Raw genomic sequence first — 18,385 nt, 5'->3', positions numbered from 1 at the left:
GGACCCGCGCCGTTCGCCTAAGCTCTTCCTCTTACAGACTTCTTTTCGAGAAACCACATGCTCAATAACGATCGCCTGCTGGTGCAGATCCTGCTGCTGGTGTTGTTTGGTGCCAGCTTCTGGGTGATGGCGCCGTTCTGGTCGGCGCTGTTCTGGGGCGCGGTGCTGGCGTTTGCCAGTTGGCCGGTGATGCGCCTGCTCACCCGCTGGCTGGGTGGGCGCGAATCCCTGGCGGCCGGAATCCTGACCCTGGTCTGGATGCTCTTGGTGGCGTTGCCGCTGGTTTGGCTGGGGTTCAACCTGGCTGATCATGTGCGCGACGCCGTTGGCTTGATCAAGGATATCCAGGTGGATGGTTTGCCCGAGGCACCGACCTGGCTCGGCTCCATTCCTTTTGTCGGCGAGCGGTTGGTGGCGATGTGGGACAGCATCGACCAGCAAGGCGCGGCGTTGATGGTCACCCTCAAGCCGTACCTGGGGCAGGTGGGCAACTGGTTGCTGGCCCGAAGCGCGCAGATTGGCGGCGGGATTCTGGAGCTGACCCTGAGCCTGGTGTTTGTGTTCTTTTTCTACCGGGACGGGCCGCGCCTGGCGATGTTTGTCCATCGTCTGCTGGAGCGGTTGATCGGCGACCGTGCGGGCTACTACATCGAACTGGTCGCGGGTACGGTGCAGCGGGTGGTCAACGGTGTGATCGGCACCGCTGCCGCCCAAGCCCTGCTGGCGCTGATCGGCTTCTGGATTGCCGGGGTGCCGGGAGCATTGGTGCTGGGCATCGTCACGTTCCTGCTGAGCCTGATTCCCATGGGGCCGCCGCTGATCTGGATACCGGCCACCGCTTGGCTGGCGTGGAAGGGTGACTACACCTATGCGGTATTCCTGGGTGTGTGGGGCACATTCATCATCAGTGGCGTGGACAACGTGCTCAAGCCCTACCTGATCAGCCGTGGCGGCAACCTGCCGCTGGTGATCGTGCTGCTGGGGGTGTTTGGCGGGTTGATTGCGTTCGGTTTCATCGGCCTGTTCATCGGCCCGACGTTGCTGGCTGTGGCCTATAGCTTGCTGACGGACTGGAGCGCCAGCCAGGCTCAGGTACGGCGGGACGATAAAGCCGGGCAGTAAAGGTTCATGCAGGGCGTAGGAACCATTCCTACGCCCTCGGCAGCCACATCACTGCCGTCAGTCCACCGCCCGGCGTTTCCTCCAGGCTCAACCGTCCACCGAGGCGTTCAACCGCTTCCTTGGAAATCGTCATCCCCAACCCCACGCCGCCGGAATTACGATTGCGCGAGCCTTCCAACCGATAAAACGGTTCAAACACCGCCTCGCGTTTATCCGCCGCAATTCCCGGGCCATGGTCGATCACCTTGATCACCAGCGCCTGCGGGCTGTCCGCCAGTTCGATGCGCGCGGTGCCGGCATAGCGCAAGGCGTTGTCGATCAGGTTATTCAGGCACGAACGCAGGGCCATCGGTTGCACCTGCAGCGGCACACATTCACCACTGCATTGCACGTCGGAGCCGCGGTCCTGGGCGTTTTCACTCAGGGATTCCACCAGCGCCTGCACATCCAGCCAATGCCGGGTTTCACTGGTGCGTTGTTCGTGCAGGTAGCTCAGGGTGGCGTCGAGCATGCCGATCATGTCGTCCAGGTCCTGGCGCATCTGGCCCTGCAGCTTGGTGTCTTCGATCTGTTCCAGGCGCAGTTTGAGCCGTGACAGCGGCGTGCGCAGGTCGTGGGATACAGCGCCGAGCATGCGGGCACGCTGGGTGACCTGTTCGCGGATTCGCTTTTGCATCAGGTTAAAGGTCGACGCTGCCTGCCGTGCTTCCCGTGGGCCGGACTCGTTCAGCGGTGGGCTGTCGAGGTCCAGGCTCAGGCGTTCGGCTGCGGCGCTCAGGCGCTGGATCGGCCGGCTGAGTAACTTGGCGCCATACCAGGCCGCGATTATCAGCGAGAAAAACTGAAACGTCAGCGGCACCACAGGCCCGCCGAACCAGGGACGGCGATGCGCCTTGGGCATTGGCGTCAGGGTCCCGTCCGGTTCCTCGATGAAGGTTTCGTGTGGCGGTGGCGGCGGCGGGCCATAGTGGTGAAACCAGAAAAATGCCAGCGCGTGGGCCAACACAATCGCCACCAGCAACACACCGAACAGCCGCCCGAACAGGGTGTTGAAGGCGTTGCGCATCAGCCGATATCCCGGGCGTCGAACAGGTAGCCTTCACCGCGTACGGTCTTGATCAACTGCGGAGCCTTGGGATCATCCCCGAGTTTTTGGCGCAAGCGCGAGACCAGCAGGTCAATGCTGCGATCAAACGCTTCGATGGAACGGCCACGGGCCGCATCCAGCAATTGCTCGCGGCTCAGCACCCGGCGCGGGCGCTCGATAAACACCCACAGCAAGCGGAATTCGGCGTTGGACAGCGGCACCACCAGGCCATCGTCGGCCACCAGTTGGCGCAGCACGCTGTTGAGGCGCCAGTTGTCGAAGCGGATATTCGCCCGTTGCTCGGTGCGATCATCCCGCACGCGACGCAGGATGGTCTGGATACGCGCCACCAGCTCGCGAGGCTCGAAGGGCTTGGACATGTAATCGTCGGCTCCCAGTTCCAGACCGATGATGCGGTCGGTGGGTTCGCAGCGGGCAGTGAGCATCAGGATCGGGATGTCCGACTCAGCTCGCAGCCAGCGGCACAGTGACAAGCCGTCTTCACCGGGCAACATCAGGTCGAGCACCACCACGTCGAAGGTTTCGGCTTGCATGGCCTGGCGCATGGCGGCGCCATCGGTCACGCCGCTGGCGAGGATATTGAAGCGCGCCAGGTAATCGATCAGTAGTTCGCGGATCGGCACGTCGTCGTCGACGATCAGCGCGCGGGTGTTCCAGCGCTTGTCTTCACCCACAAGCGAGCCTTTTTGATCGTCATTCAGCGCAGGAGTCAGGGTTTGCATGGTGCGATCATCTACCTGGTGGGCCGCCGGGCCGAAGATCGGCGGCGAGGTTGTTGCGTTCAGCATAGGCGCCCAGCCCCGGGGCTGGAAGTTCTGTACGGTGGTTCACGTGTGCGAGGCTAATCTTCGGGGGTATTGCAGGCATGTCGGGAATGTATCGGTTTCGACACAATTGCCCGGGGGCCCGCAATCTGGCGGGTAAATCGCGAATTACCGATCATCGGATCCCGCAAACGCGCTGCTTGCGCTACAATCCGCGCCGATTTCGACTTGCCTGAGAGCCCATTCCAATGTCCGTCTGCCAGACTCCTATCATCGTCGCCCTGGATTACCCCACCCGTGACGCCGCACTGAAGCTGGCTGACCAGTTGGACCCCAAGCTTTGCCGGGTCAAGGTCGGCAAGGAATTGTTCACCAGTTGTGCGGCAGAAATTGTCGGCACCTTGCGTGACAAAGGCTTCGAGGTGTTCCTCGACCTGAAATTCCACGACATCCCCAACACCACCGCGATGGCGGTCAAGGCCGCCGCCGAAATGGGCGTGTGGATGGTCAATGTGCACTGCTCCGGCGGTTTGCGCATGATGGCCGCGTGCCGTGAAGTGCTCGATCAACGCAGCGGCCCCAAGCCATTGTTGATTGGCGTCACCGTGCTGACCAGCATGGAACGTGAAGACCTGGCCGGCATCGGCCTGGATATCGAGCCACAGGAACAAGTGCTGCGCCTCGCCGCCCTGGCGCAAAAGGCGGGTATGGACGGCCTGGTGTGCTCGGCGCTGGAAGCCCAGGCGTTGAAGACCGCCCACCCGTCGCTGCAACTGGTGACCCCGGGGATTCGTCCTGCGGGCAGCGCCCAGGACGACCAGCGTCGCATCCTGACGCCGCGCCAGGCGTTGGACGCCGGTTCCGATTACCTGGTGATCGGTCGCCCGATCAGCCAGGCGGCCGATCCGGCCAAGGCGCTGGCGGCGGTGGTTGCCGAGATCGCCTGACCTACCCGATCTGAAGCGGGCACGGTAAAAAAATGTGGGAGCGGGCTTGCTCGCGAATGCGGTAGATCAGTCAAGAAATTCAGTGACTGACACTCCGCCTTCGCGAGCAAGTCGAAACGTCGCACAGCCGCTCCCACATTTGGTTCTGCGGTGTGTCAGCTGACTTTCAGTACCAACTTCCCAAAATTCTCGCCGTTGAACAGTTTCATCAACGTTTCCGGGAACGTCTCCAGTCCTTCGACGATATCTTCCTTGCTCTTGAGCTTGCCCTGAGCCATCCAGCCGGCCATTTCCTGCCCGGCAGCGGCAAAATTCGCCGCGTGATCCATCACCACAAACCCTTCCATACGCGCACGATTGACCAGCAATGACAGGTAATTGGCCGGCCCTTTGACGGCCTCCTTGTTGTTGTACTGGCTGATGGCGCCGCAGATCACCACGCGGGCTTTCAATGCCAGGCGGCTGAGCACGGCGTCGAGAATGTCACCGCCGACGTTATCGAAATACACGTCCACACCTTTCGGGCACTCGCGCTTGAGGCCGGCGTGCACGTCTTCGTTTTTGTAGTCGATGGCCGCATCAAACCCCAACTCATCCACCAGGAACTTGCATTTGTCGGCGCCGCCGGCAATGCCCACCACGCGGCAGCCTTTGATCTTGGCAATCTGCCCGGCAATGCTGCCCACTGCGCCGGCCGCGCCGGAAATCACCACGGTGTCTCCGGCCTTGGGTGCGCCGGTGTCCAGCAGGGCAAAGTAGGCAGTCATGCCAGTCATCCCCAGTGCCGACAAATAGCGCGGCAGCGGTGCGAGTTTCGGATCGACCTTGTAGAAACCCCGTGGCTCGCCGAGGAAGTAATCCTGCACGCCCAAGGCACCGTTGACGTAGTCCCCCACGGCAAATTTCGGATTGTTCGAGGCGATGACCTTGCCTACGCCCAAAGCGCGCATGACTTCGCCGATACCTACCGGCGGAATGTAGGATTTGCCCTCGTTCATCCAGCCACGCATGGCCGGGTCCAGAGACAGGTATTCGTTGTGCACCAACACCTGCCCGTCCTGCGGCGTGCCCACCGGCACTTCCTGGTAGGTGAAGGTGTCCCGCGTGGCAGCGCCGACCGGGCGTTTGGCGAGCAGGAATTGGCGGTTGGTCTGGGCAGTCATGGCAGGGACTCTTGAGAAGTGGACCTTGAGTGATAGACCCTTCGAGCCGCACCGGCAAGGTGCGCGGCACCTGCGAATGCCCCTCGATCCACTGCAATGATAGTGACGCCGGTCCCGTTATCACTGCGGCTCATGGTTCCCCAACCGGGCGTTTGATAGTGCTGACGTGCCCATGGCCGCTCTGGCTAGACTGGGGTCATCGAGCATCCCCATCGAAGGACATCACCATGAGCATGACATTTTCCGGCCAGGTCGCCCTGGTGACCGGCGCGGCCGCGGGCATTGGCCGCGCCACTGCGCTGGCGTTCGCCGCTGAAGGTTTGAAGGTCGTAGTCGCCGACCTGGACGCGGCGGGCGGCGAGGGCACTGTGGCGCTGATTCATCAGGCCGGTGGCGAAGCGGTGTTTGTACGCTGCAATGTCACCCTCGAAGCGGACGTACAGCAGTTGATGCAGCAGACCGTGGACACCTATGGCCGGCTGGACTATGCGTTCAACAACGCGGGGATCGAGATCGAGAAGGGTAAGTTGGCCGACGGCAGTCTGGATGAGTTCGACGCCATCATGGGCGTCAACGTCAAGGGCGTGTGGCTGTGCATGAAGTATCAACTGCCGTTGCTGCTGGCCCAGGGTGGTGGTGCCATCGTCAATACGGCCTCGGTGGCGGGGCTGGGGGCGGCGCCGAAGATGAGTATCTATGCCGCGTCCAAGCACGCGGTAATCGGCCTGACCAAGTCGGCGGCGATCGAGTACGCGAAAAAGAAAATCCGCGTCAACGCGGTGTGCCCGGCGGTGATCGACACCGATATGTTCCGACGTGCCTATGAGGCTGATCCACGCAAGGCTGAATTTGCTGCCGCCATGCACCCGGTCGGGCGTATCGGCAAGGTCGAGGAAATCGCCAGCGCGGTGCTTTACCTGTGCAGCGACGGTGCTGCGTTTACCACAGGCCAGGCATTGGCGGTGGACGGTGGCGCGACTGCCATTTAGGAACTGACGCTGATGCCATTCAGAAAAGCGTTGGCCGCGCTGTGAGGCTTTTCCGCAGATGGCCAGATGCCTTGGCTGAATGTGTATCAGTAGGTAAATAATCCAATTAAATCAATGATTTAATAAATCTTCACCACGGCTGTCATTGGGCTTCTGTGCTTAACTGGTTTGGGTTAAATGACAACAGTTTAAGTGAGTGGCTCATGGATTTAGGGATCGATCGACAAGCCCTTGTACCGGTAGTGCAGCAAATCGTCAGCGCGTTGGCCGCCTGGATTCGCGAGAGCGGAGCCAGCCCCGGGACGCGGTTGCCTTCGGTTCGGCAGTTGGCCCACGAGAACCTGCTCAGCCAGTCCAGCGTGATCGAGGCGTTTGAGCGGATGGTTGCCCAGGGCGTGCTGGCCTCAAGGCAAGGCTCGGGTTTCTGTGTGGCCCAGCCTCCCGCCGAGCGCGGCCTTCGTTGCGAAAACCAATGGTATGAGGGCGCCGAGTCCGGGTGGGGCGCCTTCGTCGACAATCAACTGGGTGAACTGAAACTGGGGTGCGGCTGGCTGCCGGACACCTGGCGCGAAAGCGACGACATCAGCTACGCGATTCGTGAGGTCACCCGCACCGATACCGCCGCCGTCTTCAACTACAGCACGCCGCTGGGCCTGCCGGCGCTGCGGGAACAGTTGCTCAAGCGCCTGGCCCACATTCATGTGGCGGCCCGGGTCGACCATATCCTTATCACCCAAGGTGCGAGCCATGCCCAGGACCTGCTGATCCGCACCCTGCTCAAGGCCGGTGACACCGTGGTGGTGGAAAGCCCGGGCTACGGCAACCTGTACCGCCAGTTGGCCTTTCACGGTATCAAGCTGCTGGAAGTGCCGCGCACACGCGGTGGTCCGGACATGCCTGCACTGGAGGCGCTGTTGCACGGGCATCGGCCCAAGTGCCTGTTCATCAACAGCCTGTATCACAACCCCACTGGCACCAGCCTGTCCCTGGCGGTGGCCGAGCGCTTGTTGCAATTGGCTCATTCCCGGGACTTCTTCATTGTCGAAGAAGACGTCTATGGCGATCTACAACATGCCAGCTGTACCCGGCTGTCGGCGTTGCCCCACGAGGACCGGGTGATCTATATCTCGAGTTTTTCCAAGACCCTCAGCAGCGCTTTGCGCGTGGGCTACCTCACGGCCAGCGGGGCGATCATCGCGCAGTTATCCAAGGTCAAGACCATGACCGGTATCGGCACCTCGCGGTTCGCCGAGGCGGTGGTGGCCACGTTGCTGGCCAATGGTACCTACCGCAAGTGGGTGCAGCGCCTGCGTCGGCGCTTGAGCACCGAAATGGCCGTCACCTTGCAGGTGCTGGAAGACGAGGAGTGGGAGGTGTTTGCGGTGCCGGCGGGTGGCATGTTTGTGTGGGCGCGGCCTGGCGTGGGTGACTGTTCGACGCTGCACGCGCAGGCTCGTCGGCTTGGGGTGTTGCTGTCGCCAGGGGCGCTTTTCAGCCCGACGGGCGAACACAGTGACTGGCTGCGCATCAACGTGGCCTATGCTTCTGATCAGCGCGCACTCGCGCTGTTCAAGGCCATGGGCCCGGCAGGATCGACCTCTACCATTCTGAAAACGACGAGGATGTAGCTTTTTGCCATTATTGTGGCGCCAAACGCTTGTGTTCAGTGCCCCGGGGTTGCGAATCTCGCTGCATCGAAACCGGGCTTGATGGCACCCGCCATTGCAAGAGGACTCAAGTGCAATGATTTCTGCCGTGCAACGACGTTTTGCCAACCTCGGTATGGCAAAGAAACTGGGCTTGGGCTTCGCCTTGGTGTTGCTGTTGACGGCGCTGGTGGCGGCGATTGGCGTGTGGTCGCTGCAAACCGTCGGTCAGCGCTTCGAGGGCCTGAAAGCCATGTCGGCGCTCAACAGCGGCCTGCTCAAGGTGCGCTTGATCGAGCAGGACTACGCGCTGCATGCCGATCCCAAGTCGGTGGACGCCTTGCACGAAAGCGTCGACGCATTGGCCGCCCAGGCTACGATCCTGAAGGGCCTGTCGCCCGCCAACGTCCCGGTGATGACCGACGTCGAGCAGGCGTTGGCGGCCTATCGCAAGGTGTTCGATGAGTTTGTCGAGTTGACCCAGACCAAGGATCTGGCCCTGGAAATGGCCAGTTGGTCGGTCTCCAGTGTCGCCAACAACCTCGATGTATTGCAGGCCGGGCTGGCGGACGACGGCGCCTATGGCCTCAAGGAAAGCCAGGGCAAGGAAGGCGCCGAGTTTATCGAGCAGGCGGGGCAGGTCAGCCAGGTCTCGCGCCTGATGCTGCAAGCCATGAACGAAGCGCACGTGCGTCTGGATCAGAGCCGCAAGGGCGATGACGAGAACGCCGAGCAAGGCAAGATCGAGCAGGCCGATCAGGCCTTGGCCCAGGTCGAGCAGTTGAAAACCACGGTCAAGGATTCCGGTTATCAAACCGTACTTAACGAAGTGTCCGGGCATATCGCGGCCTTCAGCGAAAAACTCGGCGAGTACACGGGCCTGCTGGCGCAGGAAAAGGTCGTCTATAAGCAACTGCACGAGCGTGCTGCGGAGGTGGTCACCCGGGTCAATCAGGCCTATGACGCAGAAGACCTGTCGATGCAGGCGCAGTTGAAGAAAAGCGCATTGCTGATCATTGGCTCCTCAGCGTTGGCCTTACTGGTCGGGCTGATTGCGGCGTGGATCATCACCCGGTTGATCGTCGCCCCGCTGCGCCGTGTGATTGCAGCCGCCCAGCAGATTGCCTCCGGTGATCTCAGTGGGCGCATGGACGTCAGCCGTCGGGACGAAATGGGTCAGTTGATGCTGGCGATGCAGCAGATGAGCAGCGGCTTGAGCAACATGGTCAGCGGGTTGCAGGCGGGTATCGAGCAACTGGCCAGCTCGGCTCATTCGCTGTCCAGCGTGACTGAGCAGACCAACATTGAGGTCAGCAGCCAGAAGGAAGAGACCGAGCAGGTGGCTACGGCCATGAACCAGATGACCGCCACCGTGCACGACGTGGCGCGCAACGCCGAAGAAGCGGCCCAGGCTGCGCAGACCGCAGATGACAAGGTCGACAGCGGCCAGCAGGTGGTGCGCCAGAGCTTGCAGCGCATCGAATTGCTGGCCAGTTCTGCGACCTCTGCCAGTACCAGCATCGAAAGCCTGAGTGCGGAAATCCAGCATATCGGCACGGTACTCGAGGTGATCAAAAGCGTGGCCGAACAAACCAACTTGCTCGCCCTGAATGCGGCCATCGAGGCGGCCCGGGCGGGCGAGCAGGGCCGTGGTTTTGCGGTGGTGGCCGATGAGGTTCGGGCACTGGCCAAGCGTACCCAGCAATCGACCGAGGAGATCGAGCGACTGGTCAGCACCTTGCGCAGCGCGGCACAGTCTTCGGTGCAGCAGATCAAACAGAGTGGCGAACTGGTGAAGCTGGCGGTCAGTGATGCCCTGGAAACTGAAAGTGCCCTGGGCAGCATTGCGGCGGCGGTGTCACTGATCCAGCAGATGAACCAGCAGATTGCCGCGGCGGCCGAAGAGCAAAGCTCGGTGGCCGAGGAAATCAACCGCAGCGTCACCAGCATCCGTGCCAGTGCCGATCAATCGGCGTTGAGCATGCAGGGCAACGCGGCGTCGAGCATTGAGCTGGCGCAGTTGGGCATGGAGCTAAAAGGGATGGTCGGGCACTTCCGCCTTTGATCACCGCACGCCTGCGGCGATCAAAGGGCAGGGCCGTCAGGCGTTGTTGACCAGGAAAGTCAGCAGCGCCTCGTTGACGTAGTCGGGGTTTTCCCGGCTGGAGATATGCCCGGCGTCCGGAATCAACGTCAGCGTGCAGCCGATCAAGGTGGCCATTTCTTCTGATTCGGCCGGTGGGCGTGGCTTGTCTTGCTCCCCACACATCACCAGGGTGGTGTCAGCGTTTAGGCGCGACAGCTGCTCCAGCACATCGGCGCGGCTGAAGATAATCCGGCCCAGGGGCACGATGCTTTGCAGCAGGCGCTCTTTGGGGAAGGCCTTCAGTGCGTTGCGAAAGTCCTGGTACAAGGCCGATTCCCGGTCGATGCCGGGGCGGAAGAAGATCGGCGCCACCACATCCAGCAGCGGCTCCGGAATGGCACCGGCATCTTCGATCATCTTGAACAGCGAGAAGTAGTACTGGCGAGTGGCTTCCGGCTCGGCACCCAGGTGCGTGTCCATCAGCACCAGGCTGTTGACACGCTCGGGTGCCAGCAGCGCCAGGCGTGCGCCCCACATGCCGCCGACCGACAAACCTACGAGGTTGACTTGGGCGATGTCCAGATGATCCAGCAGGGCCAGGTGCTGGCGTGCGAGGTCGTCCAGGGATGCGGTGTTTGCAGGCAGTGGGCCGGACTCGCCGTGGCCCCATAACTCGGGGACGATCACTCGGTATTGTTGCGAAAGGGCTTCTATCTGCGGCGCCCACATCTGGCTGTCCCACAGGTAGCTGGAACCGAGGAGAACGGCCGGGCCGGTGCCCTGGTCGAGGTAGTGCAGCGGTTGTCCATCGATGATCACGACAGGCATGGCGAGGCCCTTTTCGTTAACGGAGAGAGGGGGCCTTTTTTACGCTATTCGGCGGGAAGGGGATAGGTGCAGAGTGATGGCATGTGGCGAGCGGGTTTACCGCCCACCACAATGGCAGGGGATCAGTCGTAGATGGCTTTCTTCTTCCAGTCTGCATCCGCGTCCGCCACTTTCAAGCCTTCGGTCAATTCGTTGACCTCGTCTTCAGCCGGCTCGAGGTTGGTCAGCACCATGGAATTGGCGCGCGCCAGTTGCTTCTCCAGCAATTGCAGTTGCTGGCTGTACACCACGGGCTCTGGCTGTTTGCGCAGGTACTGCACGCCGCGCTCGAACGCCAGGCGTGCCTGGCCCGGCTGGCCCTGTTGCAGCGCGTGCTGGCCCAGGTTGTTGAAGAACTCGATGTGCAGCAGCACCAGGATGTGGCGGATTTCCTTGATCCAGTGCTTGGCTTCATTGGTCGGCAGGAAACCGTCCTGGGCCGCGCGAGTTACCTGGCCATGCAGGGCTTCCAGCAGGAACCGTACATCCTTGGCCTTGGCTTCGGTCTGGATCGGGCCGGGCGGGTTATTCACCGGAATCGATTCGCCCTGGGCCACCAGCGCGTTGAGTTCGGTGATGCGTGCCTTGAGCGACGCATTCGACTTGTCCAGGTTCAACAGGCGCTGGTTGACGTTGAGCTCCAGGCGGGTCAGCAGCAACTTGAGTCGCGGCGTCATCAATTGGCCTGGAAAGGTCTCGGTGATTTCACCGCAGCGACGCAGCCGGTCATTGAGTTCGATCCGGGTCCGGTTCTTTTCCAGCTTATTGTTTTCCACCACGTGGTTCATGTAGCCAATGGCGATCAGTATTACGATCCCGGCTATTACCAGCAGGGTGATCATGAGTGGTGTCACCGGTGTGACCTCTTTATGGGGTTTGCGTTGAAGTGTAGTGACTGGTGCAGTGGCCGGATAGGACTGAGCGACCAGTTGCGTCAGTAGTTGCTTCTATATAGCTGGGCAATCCCTGCATGGATGCACATTGCCATCATTTGCTGTGGCCAACTATAGCGCCTTGTGGAACGCCAGAATATAGGCGCCAAAGCCTGGACGGCGAGAAACCCTTGCAACCCCCGTAAACCACGGCGAAGTCATTGATTTAAATAAATTTATCCTTGGGGGTTGACGACCTCCCAATCCATCCATAGAATGCGCGCCACTTACAGCGTAAAGCACACAGCGAAACGCGGTAGGGAGTGAATGTTGTACGTGTGTCCCCTTCGTCTAGTGGCCTAGGACACCGCCCTTTCACGGCGGTAACAGGGGTTCGAGTCCCCTAGGGGACGCCATATGCGGGAATAGCTCAGTTGGTAGAGCACGACCTTGCCAAGGTCGGGGTCGCGAGTTCGAGTCTCGTTTCCCGCTCCAAATTTAAGCAGTGTTGCTCTCGGGCGGCACTGAGTGAAACCAGGGCATAATCTTCGGATTTAATCTCTGGGCACTGAAATACACACCATGTGTTTCAGTAGCGTGTCCCCTTCGTCTAGTGGCCTAGGACACCGCCCTTTCACGGCGGTAACAGGGGTTCGAGTCCCCTAGGGGACGCCATTTGCGGGAATAGCTCAGTTGGTAGAGCACGACCTTGCCAAGGTCGGGGTCGCGAGTTCGAGTCTCGTTTCCCGCTCCATATTTAACGAAAACGCCGATCAGCAATGATCGGCGTTTTTGTTTGTGGGTTTTTTATGGGCTGGCGCGCAACGCCCCAACCCACGTTGCGCCTGGGCCGCTAGAAGTTATCCATCGCGTGGCACATCGACAGCCTTCCCGACGGCGTCGGTTCAATCGGATTCCACCGTTCAGCACCCTTCGGCAGTTCGGCCAACTCGAACGCACAACTGCTGGACAGGGACGCGCGCACCATGTAATCCATGCCGGGCTTGGGGATAAAGGTCATGGTGTTGAAACATTGCCGGCCAGCTTGCGGCAGCCCCAGGTAGTGAAAGGCGATGGGCGTGTTCGCCGGAATCACCAGTTCGGACGACACCGCACCGTCCCAGGTGTAAGTCGGCCCCGGCATACCGAGGCTTGCGCCATTGCGGTCGGAGAAGCCGGATTTGGCTGACACCATCACGCCGGCGCCGGGGACATTCCAGTCCAGGCAATCGCGACCGGGCACCGCACGCACCATGCCGTCGCTGATAATGCGCAAGCGCGCCGTCTCGGTGGATGGCGGCGCCGTGTAGGCGGTGTTGAGGGAGCGGATGTTATACACCTGGCCGCAGCCGCTGAGGAGTACCAGGAAGAGGGCGGGAATTACACGTAAAGTGCTCATGGCTGGCGGCAGTTCTGGCTGACCGACAGATGCGGCGCGGGCTCATGGCTGACCATCTGCAAGCCGTCGGCGCCCTGGAAGATAAAATAGGTGCTGCGACAATCCCTGAACGCCTGCGAGTAACCCTCAGCCCGGAATCCCTCCCCGTCGATCTTCTTAGTCACCGTATTATCGCGGCTGACGACAGCGAGTACCTGCTCATAGCTGTCGCCCATCTTCACGCCCGGCACACCGGTGGAGGTCATGGAGTTGGCACAACCTGTCAGCCCGATGGCCGCCAAAACCAGCGCGGCTCCGTACAGTCCATTGCGTATGTTGTTCATCCCTGCTCTCCATCCATGAGTTATGCAGGGTTGGTCAGCGCAAAGGCGAAAAAGTGCAACATTCATATCTGGCAATGTGACATTGCCCGCAAAGTCATGCTCTTTGCGGGCAACGGTTCACGGCTTGCCCGGATGTGGTTCCGGGTACTCGCTCGTCACTTCCAGTGCCTTGGCATACGGCCCGTCCCACAGTTGTTCGTGTAAATCTTCTACACGCTTGGCCATCGCTTCACTGCGCATCACCACTTCCAGGTTGCGCGAGTTATCGAAATAGCCACCCAGCCAGTTACTGGTCCCCACCCAGGCCACTTGCCCATCGATCTCCATGGTTTTGCTGTGAATCACCCGCGCATAAGGAATAAATCCCTGCTTGGCCTCAGGCAGCGTGACGATCTTGACCTCTACATTCGGCAGCACGGCCAGGCTTTTCAGGTACGGCAATTCCAGCGCTTCGGTGTTCCAGTTGGAGACCATCAACTTGATCGACACCCCGCGCGCCGCCGCCGCACGCACCGCGTTGTCGATCACCGCATAGTAAGGCCGGGTTTTGTCAGGTCCATAAGACAGCGGCGCGTAGTCCAGCAGCTGTACACGCACTTCCTTTTTTGCCTCGCCCAGCAGGCGTGGCAGCTCCAGCTGTGAATCACCCACGCCCGGCGGGTTGTAGCGTTGGGGGCTGGCCACCAGGTAGTTGCCAGTGCGCGCCGGTGTAGCGCCCGCGGCGGGCAGCGCGACAGGCTTGTTGCCGGCCAACGCTCCCTGGGCCTGCCAGTCCTGTTCAAAAATCGCCTGGGTCTGCGCCACGATACTTGCATCACTGATGAGCAGCCCGGTTTCGTGGATATGCTCCAGCGAACGCCAGTCGAAGTTCTGGCTGCCGATAAACGCCTGTTTGCCATCCACCACCAGGTATTTCGCGTGGATGATCCCGCCACTCAGTTGCCCGTACGAAAGTACGCGGAAGGTCAGGTTGGGAATCGCGCGCAAGCGGTCCAGGGTCGACGCTTCCGACAACCGAATACCTTTTTCTTCCAACAGAAAGCGAATTTTCACGCCGCGCTTGCCGGCGGCTTCCAAGTGTTCGATGACCGTGTCCATCACCGAGCCGGGATGGTCGGCCGCGTAGAACTGGCCGATATCAATGCTGTTTTTTGCACCGTCAAACAACTCGATCCACACCGGGCCTGGCTGACGCAAATCGGCCGTACCCAACGTGGTATCCACCGGCACGGTGTGCACCAGTTCAAAACCCGCAATTGAAAAGTCCGCCTGGGCAAGCGGACTAAGGAGCAAGCCGGTCAGGCCTGCGATACGCAACTTCAACGATATGGACATAAGCGTCTCATCGGGCAAAAAGAAAGGCGGGCGCATCACGCGCCCGCCTTGAAGGTCATGCTGTACGGGTATGCAGCGGCGCCGGCACCAGGTGCGGCACTTCACCCTGCACGCGGGCGCCGGTTGCAGCGCGAATCAGCAGGATTTTCAGCTGGTCGTTGATGCGCTCCAGGCTGTCCTGGAAGAAGTTGTGGAACACCACGCAGAACAGCGCGATGGCGATACCCAAACCCGTGGCGAACAGGGCCGTACCGATACCACCGGAAATCTGCCCCGGGTCGGACACGCCGGCAGTGGCCAGCGCCTTGAAGGTGTCGATGATGCCGAGAATGGTGCCCAGCAGGCCGAGCAGCGGCGCGGCGGTGGTGATGGTTTCGATGATCCACAGGCTGCGCGACAGTGGCGCGCGGGTCTTGAGGTACTGGGTTTCGATCTCGTCGTCCAGGTCCTTGCGCGAACCATGGGAAGCCTTCTGCGCCAGGATCGGCAGCACCATGCTCAGCGGCAGGCTGTCACGGCGGGTCAGGGTTTCCGGCAGGTCGCGCTCGCTGTGCACATTGGCGCCCAGCACTTCAGTCAGCGCACGGGCCTGGCGGCGCACGTAGGCGAAGTAGAGGCCACGTTCGATGGTGATGAAGATTGCAATCGCCAGTGCGGCGTACATCACATAAAAGGTGATTTGGTGAAGCAGGTTCATGTCCATGATGCTGAGCCTCGCAGTTAGAAATTGGCTTCCAGGGAAACGGTGACGGTGCGGTCAAGCCCAACGATGTAAGCCGGGTCGCCGTCGCGGAAACCGCTGTAGCTCGCCGAGTTGGTCTTGGTGGTGTACACGCCGTCCAGGTACTTCTTGTCGAACAGGTTGTCGACGTTCAGGCGCAGGGTTGCGTCCTTGACGACTTTCTTGTCCACCGGCAGGTAGATACCGGCGCCGAGGTTGAAAATGGTGCGGGCGGAGATGGCTTCGTCGTTGGTCAGGTCGCCATAGAGCTTGCTGGTGAACTTGCCGCCGAAGGTGCCGTAGAAGCGCCCGTCGTCATAGCCGACGTTGGCTGCCAGCATGTTCGTCGGCACGTTGGCGAATTGCTTGCCGCTGGTGGGCAGCACGATCGGTTTGCCGCCGCTGTAGACGGTCAGGTCATCCTGCTGCTTGGAGCTGGTGTAGGTGTAGGAGGTGTAGTAGTTGAAGTTGTGCGGCAGCTTGCCGCTCCACTCCAGCTCCAGGCCTTTGTTGATGACGGTGCCGGCGTTGATGTCGGCGGAATCACCATTGCTGTCCAGGGAGGTGAGCTGGCGATTCTTGAACTGCATGTAGAACAGGGTGGCGGCGAGGGTGCTGTCTTCGCCGGTGTAGCGCCAGCCCAGTTCCTGGTTCCAGCTGAGCTCCGGCTTGGAGTCGAGGGAGCCGACGCCTTTGTCGTACAGCACGTAGTTCTGTGGAATCCGCATGTTGCGCGACAGGCTGTAGAACAGTTGGTCACGCTCGTCGATCTGGTACTTCAGGCCGGCGTTGGGCAGCAGTTTGTTGTAGGTCTGGCTGGCCTTGCCCGGTTGCTCGGTGAGGCTGCCGTGGTTGGTGCCTTCACGCTCGACATTCATGTAGGCCAGGCCTGCGATCAGCGTCCAGTCCGAGTTGATGTACCAGGTGTCCTGGGCCCAGACTTTCTGCGCCGGGGTGACGGTGTAGCGGTCGCGACCCTGGACGGTGTTGCCATTGGCGTCGACCACGGAGTTGCCGTCCGGCCAGGTATCGCTTGGCTTGCCGTTGTTCTTGAGGGCAATGAACGGTTGTGTCTGGCTTTGGCGAGCGCGTTCGTACCAGTAGCCGAATTGCAGGCTGTGGTCGCCCAGGTCCCAGTTCAGCTTGGTGGTGATGCCCGGGCGCCAGGTCTGGGTGCGCGAAGGGCGGTAGTAGACGCCGGTGGTTGCGGAACCGTCGGCGTTGTATTGGGCCTGCGTCGGCAGGTTACCGAGGTCGAAAACACCGCCCTTGTTCGAGCCGCTGTTCAGCGCATAGGCGGAGGAGCCCACGCCGCTGCCGTTGCCGTAGTAGTAATACGGGATCACCGAGAGGGACAGGTTGTCGCTCAGTTTGTACTGGGTATTAAGCACGGCGGTGAAGGTCTGGAACGGGTTCTGCGCCAGGTCGTAGTAGCTGCTGATTTTGCCGTTGGAACCCACCGCCGGTGTCGCCGGGTACGGGTCGTACTTGCGGCCGTACTGCTGGAATTGCGATTTGGTCAACTGGCTGTAACTGTTGTTGTCCTGCTCGTGGTACTTGAGGATCAGGTTGGCGGTGTTGCCGTTGCCGGCGTCGAAGAAGCTGTTCCACTCCACCTTGTCCGCGCGCACGGCACCCGAGCCGCGCCACATCTGGCCTTCGGTGTGGGAGGCCGACAGCCAGTTGCTCAGGCCGTTGACTTCACCGGTATTGAGGCGGGCGAAGGTCTTGCGGGTGGCATTGCTGCCGACCACTTGCTTGACGAAGGCACCGGTTTCCTTGGTGGGGCGAGTGGTCACGATACCGATGTTGCCGCCGCTGGAACCGATGTGCGGGCCGTCGGCTTCCGACGAGCCTTGGGTCACGAAGATCTGGTCGATGTTTTCCGGGTCGCCCAACAGGTTGGAGTACAACGCATAGTTGCCGGAGTCGTTGATTGGCATACCGTCCACCGACATGCCCACCTGGTCGGAGTTCATGCCGCGCATGGTGAAGCGGAAACCCGAGAGGCCGGTGTTGTCTTCACTGGAGATGTTCAGGCCCGGGGTGTACTTGAGCTTGTCGATGGCGTTGCCGGTGGCCGTCTGTTTGTCCAAGGCTTCCTTGGTGATGGTCGAGCGGCCCTTGGCGCTCTCTTCCTGAACCATGTAACCGCCCCCCGCGGTTGCCTTGCCCTGTACCCCAATGGTCCCGACGTCACTGTCGCTGGTGTCTGCCATGACCATTCCATGGGTCATGCTCGTCGCGGCAACGAGTGCCAGATGAATCCGGGTGAACTTCATCACTGTCGTCCTGGTGGTGTGTGCTTATTGCACGCTGTAGTTGAAGGTGGCGGTGAAGCGCTGCTCGTTACGTCCACCGAAGGCTTGTTCGGGGAACGGTTTCACCTGCTTGATACGGCGCAGGCTGTTGGTGGCGGCCCGGTTGAGCAGCATGCTCGGCCCCGGGGTCTGGATCCCGGAGTCGAGAACGCGGCCTTGGCGGTCCACCCTTAACCAGACAACCACCTCGCCACTCGGGCGTTCGAGGGACGCCTGGCGCCCGGTGGGGTATTGCTTGTATGTGTCCAGCTCGTTGCGCAAACCCTTGAGGTAGCCGCCTTCCAGTGCCTGGCCGTCGACTTTCGGCGGTGCGGGCGGTGCTGCGGGTGCCGGCGTGGGCGCGGGAGCGGCTTGCACGGGCTTGGCTGCGACCGGCGCGGGTGCAGGCACAGGCGTCGGTTTGGCGACCACCGGCTTGGGCACGGGTTTCGGCTTGGGCTCAGGTTTTGGCAGGGGCTTTGGCACCGGTTTGGGGGGCGGAGGCGGCGGGGCGGGTTCGGCCTCTTCGTCTTCGATCACCGGTGGCGGTGGCTCTTGCTCCACCACGGGCTCGGGGACCACTTCCGGCTCGGGCTCCACCAGGGCAAGTTCAACCGCTGACTCGTCGTACTGTGGCTGAATCTTCAGGGGTTGGGACTGGATACCCAGTGCAATCAGCACCAGGGCGATCAGGGCCGGGACACTGCCCAGCAGCCGACGCGCACGAAACAAGGCGTACATGA

Annotated in this window: 16 protein-coding genes, 4 tRNA genes and 1 pseudogene; 10 read left to right on the top strand and 11 right to left on the bottom strand. The window is 61.2% G+C overall.

Annotated features, from left to right (window positions below; all coding sequences use genetic code 11):
- Nucleotides 1-57 precede the first annotated feature (57 nt).
- Entirely contained in the window at nucleotides 58-1,122 is a 1,065-nt protein-coding gene (locus tag HBJ59_RS11175; protein ID WP_076015250.1) for an AI-2E family transporter, read from the top strand.
- A 28-nt stretch (nucleotides 1,123-1,150) separates the two neighbouring features.
- On the opposite strand, the gene HBJ59_RS11170 is transcribed toward HBJ59_RS11175, so the two are convergent.
- Both HBJ59_RS11170 and HBJ59_RS11165 read right to left on the bottom strand, forming a co-directional pair.
- The gene (locus HBJ59_RS11170; RefSeq protein ID WP_076015251.1) at nucleotides 1,151-2,188 is read right to left on the bottom strand and encodes a cell wall metabolism sensor histidine kinase WalK; all 1,038 of its coding nucleotides are present in this window, start codon (nucleotides 2,186-2,188) and stop codon (nucleotides 1,151-1,153) included.
- Nucleotides 2,188-2,952, bottom strand: coding sequence for a response regulator (locus tag HBJ59_RS11165; protein WP_076015347.1), 765 nt, complete (start codon nucleotides 2,950-2,952; stop codon nucleotides 2,188-2,190). Before HBJ59_RS11165 ends, HBJ59_RS11170 begins: the two co-directional genes overlap by 1 nt.
- 290 nt (nucleotides 2,953-3,242) lie before the next feature.
- On the opposite strand from HBJ59_RS11165, the gene pyrF reads away from it, so the two are divergent.
- Complete coding sequence (pyrF, locus tag HBJ59_RS11160) at nucleotides 3,243-3,941, top strand: orotidine-5'-phosphate decarboxylase (protein ID WP_167663578.1); 699 nt, start codon at nucleotides 3,243-3,245, stop codon at nucleotides 3,939-3,941.
- Nucleotides 3,942-4,096: 155 nt separating this feature from the next.
- On the opposite strand, the gene HBJ59_RS11155 is transcribed toward pyrF, so the two are convergent.
- The gene (locus HBJ59_RS11155) at nucleotides 4,097-5,104 is read right to left on the bottom strand and encodes an NADP-dependent oxidoreductase (RefSeq protein WP_076015253.1); all 1,008 of its coding nucleotides are present in this window, start codon (nucleotides 5,102-5,104) and stop codon (nucleotides 4,097-4,099) included.
- A 227-nt stretch (nucleotides 5,105-5,331) separates the two neighbouring features.
- On the opposite strand from HBJ59_RS11155, the gene HBJ59_RS11150 reads away from it, so the two are divergent.
- The 4 genes and pseudogenes from HBJ59_RS11150 (at nucleotide 5,332) to HBJ59_RS32025 (ending at nucleotide 9,804) form a co-directional block, all read left to right on the top strand.
- Nucleotides 5,332-6,093 (top strand): SDR family oxidoreductase, encoded by a 762-nt coding sequence (locus HBJ59_RS11150; RefSeq protein ID WP_167663577.1) that lies wholly within the window; start codon nucleotides 5,332-5,334, stop codon nucleotides 6,091-6,093.
- A gap of 203 nt (nucleotides 6,094-6,296) precedes the next feature.
- Complete coding sequence (locus HBJ59_RS11145; protein WP_167663576.1) at nucleotides 6,297-7,721, top strand: PLP-dependent aminotransferase family protein; 1,425 nt, start codon at nucleotides 6,297-6,299, stop codon at nucleotides 7,719-7,721.
- A 115-nt stretch (nucleotides 7,722-7,836) separates the two neighbouring features.
- Nucleotides 7,837-8,943, top strand: a pseudogene (locus HBJ59_RS32030) (HAMP domain-containing protein); the annotation flags it as partial.
- On the top strand, nucleotides 8,923-9,804 hold the full coding sequence (locus HBJ59_RS32025; RefSeq protein ID WP_372241474.1) for a methyl-accepting chemotaxis protein: 882 nt from the start codon (nucleotides 8,923-8,925) through the stop codon (nucleotides 9,802-9,804). The pseudogene HBJ59_RS32030 and the gene HBJ59_RS32025, both read left to right, overlap by 21 nt.
- A gap of 36 nt (nucleotides 9,805-9,840) precedes the next feature.
- On the opposite strand, the gene HBJ59_RS11135 is transcribed toward HBJ59_RS32025, so the two are convergent.
- Complete coding sequence (locus tag HBJ59_RS11135; protein ID WP_076015257.1) at nucleotides 9,841-10,653, bottom strand: alpha/beta fold hydrolase; 813 nt, start codon at nucleotides 10,651-10,653, stop codon at nucleotides 9,841-9,843.
- A gap of 122 nt (nucleotides 10,654-10,775) precedes the next feature.
- A complete protein-coding gene (locus tag HBJ59_RS11130; RefSeq protein ID WP_178124263.1) occupies nucleotides 10,776-11,534 on the bottom strand; it encodes a hypothetical protein in 759 nt (252 codons plus the stop codon).
- A 370-nt stretch (nucleotides 11,535-11,904) separates the two neighbouring features.
- Between HBJ59_RS11130 and HBJ59_RS11125 the strand changes: the two genes are divergently transcribed.
- The 4 genes from HBJ59_RS11125 to HBJ59_RS11110 all read left to right on the top strand — a co-directional run bounded on the left by HBJ59_RS11125 (nucleotide 11,905) and on the right by HBJ59_RS11110 (nucleotide 12,318).
- Nucleotides 11,905-11,980 (top strand) — tRNA-Glu (locus tag HBJ59_RS11125).
- Nucleotides 11,981-11,983: 3 nt separating this feature from the next.
- Nucleotides 11,984-12,059, top strand: a tRNA-Gly gene (locus HBJ59_RS11120).
- A 104-nt stretch (nucleotides 12,060-12,163) separates the two neighbouring features.
- Nucleotides 12,164-12,239, top strand: a tRNA-Glu gene (locus tag HBJ59_RS11115).
- Nucleotides 12,240-12,242: 3 nt separating this feature from the next.
- A tRNA-Gly gene (locus HBJ59_RS11110) sits at nucleotides 12,243-12,318 on the top strand.
- A gap of 99 nt (nucleotides 12,319-12,417) precedes the next feature.
- Here HBJ59_RS11110 and HBJ59_RS11105 read toward each other — a convergent pair.
- The 6 genes from HBJ59_RS11105 to HBJ59_RS11080 all read right to left on the bottom strand — a co-directional run bounded on the left by HBJ59_RS11105 (nucleotide 12,418) and on the right by HBJ59_RS11080 (nucleotide 18,383).
- Nucleotides 12,418-12,963: a hypothetical protein gene (locus HBJ59_RS11105; RefSeq protein WP_167663573.1), complete on the bottom strand. Its 546-nt coding sequence runs from the start codon at nucleotides 12,961-12,963 to the stop codon at nucleotides 12,418-12,420.
- A complete protein-coding gene (locus HBJ59_RS11100) occupies nucleotides 12,960-13,286 on the bottom strand; it encodes a hypothetical protein (protein WP_167663572.1) in 327 nt (108 codons plus the stop codon). The genes HBJ59_RS11105 and HBJ59_RS11100 overlap by 4 nt, the downstream gene beginning before the upstream one ends.
- Before the next feature lie 117 nt (nucleotides 13,287-13,403).
- On the bottom strand, nucleotides 13,404-14,621 hold the full coding sequence (locus HBJ59_RS11095; protein ID WP_167663571.1) for a phospholipase D-like domain-containing protein: 1,218 nt from the start codon (nucleotides 14,619-14,621) through the stop codon (nucleotides 13,404-13,406).
- Nucleotides 14,622-14,676: 55 nt separating this feature from the next.
- On the bottom strand, nucleotides 14,677-15,324 hold the full coding sequence (locus HBJ59_RS11090; RefSeq protein ID WP_167663570.1) for a MotA/TolQ/ExbB proton channel family protein: 648 nt from the start codon (nucleotides 15,322-15,324) through the stop codon (nucleotides 14,677-14,679).
- A gap of 17 nt (nucleotides 15,325-15,341) precedes the next feature.
- Complete coding sequence (locus HBJ59_RS11085; protein WP_167663569.1) at nucleotides 15,342-17,624, bottom strand: TonB-dependent receptor; 2,283 nt, start codon at nucleotides 17,622-17,624, stop codon at nucleotides 15,342-15,344.
- 24 nt (nucleotides 17,625-17,648) lie between these two features.
- Nucleotides 17,649-18,383 carry an energy transducer TonB gene (locus tag HBJ59_RS11080; RefSeq protein WP_167663568.1) on the bottom strand — a complete coding sequence of 245 codons (735 nt, stop codon included), beginning with the start codon at nucleotides 18,381-18,383 and terminating at the stop codon, nucleotides 17,649-17,651.
- Between the last annotated feature and the right edge of the window lie 2 nt (nucleotides 18,384-18,385).

The sequence above is a fragment of the Pseudomonas sp. AN3A02 genome, assembly GCF_011765255.1.
GTDB lineage: Bacteria > Pseudomonadota > Gammaproteobacteria > Pseudomonadales > Pseudomonadaceae > Aquipseudomonas.
The sequence above is the reverse complement of the archived record's forward strand: the minus strand, read 5'-3'. Positions and strand labels throughout refer to the sequence as shown.

Coding starts and splice junctions, on each gene's coding strand:
- HBJ59_RS11095 (WP_167663571.1), bottom strand. CDS start 14,621: ATGTCCATATCGTTGAAGTTGCGTATCGCAGGCCTGACCGGCTTGCTC.
- HBJ59_RS11105 (WP_167663573.1), bottom strand. CDS start 12,963: ATGAGCACTTTACGTGTAATTCCCGCCCTCTTCCTGGTACTCCTCAGC.
- HBJ59_RS11150 (WP_167663577.1), top strand. CDS start 5,332: ATGAGCATGACATTTTCCGGCCAGGTCGCCCTGGTGACCGGCGCGGCC.
- HBJ59_RS11080 (WP_167663568.1), bottom strand. CDS start 18,383: ATGTACGCCTTGTTTCGTGCGCGTCGGCTGCTGGGCAGTGTCCCGGCC.
- pyrF (WP_167663578.1), top strand. CDS start 3,243: ATGTCCGTCTGCCAGACTCCTATCATCGTCGCCCTGGATTACCCCACC.
- HBJ59_RS11145 (WP_167663576.1), top strand. CDS start 6,297: ATGGATTTAGGGATCGATCGACAAGCCCTTGTACCGGTAGTGCAGCAA.
- HBJ59_RS11100 (WP_167663572.1), bottom strand. CDS start 13,286: ATGAACAACATACGCAATGGACTGTACGGAGCCGCGCTGGTTTTGGCG.
- HBJ59_RS11135 (WP_076015257.1), bottom strand. CDS start 10,653: ATGCCTGTCGTGATCATCGATGGACAACCGCTGCACTACCTCGACCAG.
- HBJ59_RS11155 (WP_076015253.1), bottom strand. CDS start 5,104: ATGACTGCCCAGACCAACCGCCAATTCCTGCTCGCCAAACGCCCGGTC.
- HBJ59_RS11085 (WP_167663569.1), bottom strand. CDS start 17,624: ATGAAGTTCACCCGGATTCATCTGGCACTCGTTGCCGCGACGAGCATG.
- HBJ59_RS11165 (WP_076015347.1), bottom strand. CDS start 2,952: ATGCAAACCCTGACTCCTGCGCTGAATGACGATCAAAAAGGCTCGCTT.
- HBJ59_RS11175 (WP_076015250.1), top strand. CDS start 58: ATGCTCAATAACGATCGCCTGCTGGTGCAGATCCTGCTGCTGGTGTTG.
- HBJ59_RS11130 (WP_178124263.1), bottom strand. CDS start 11,534: ATGATCACCCTGCTGGTAATAGCCGGGATCGTAATACTGATCGCCATT.
- HBJ59_RS11170 (WP_076015251.1), bottom strand. CDS start 2,188: ATGCGCAACGCCTTCAACACCCTGTTCGGGCGGCTGTTCGGTGTGTTG.
- HBJ59_RS11090 (WP_167663570.1), bottom strand. CDS start 15,324: ATGGACATGAACCTGCTTCACCAAATCACCTTTTATGTGATGTACGCC.
- HBJ59_RS32025 (WP_372241474.1), top strand. CDS start 8,923: ATGCTGGCGATGCAGCAGATGAGCAGCGGCTTGAGCAACATGGTCAGC.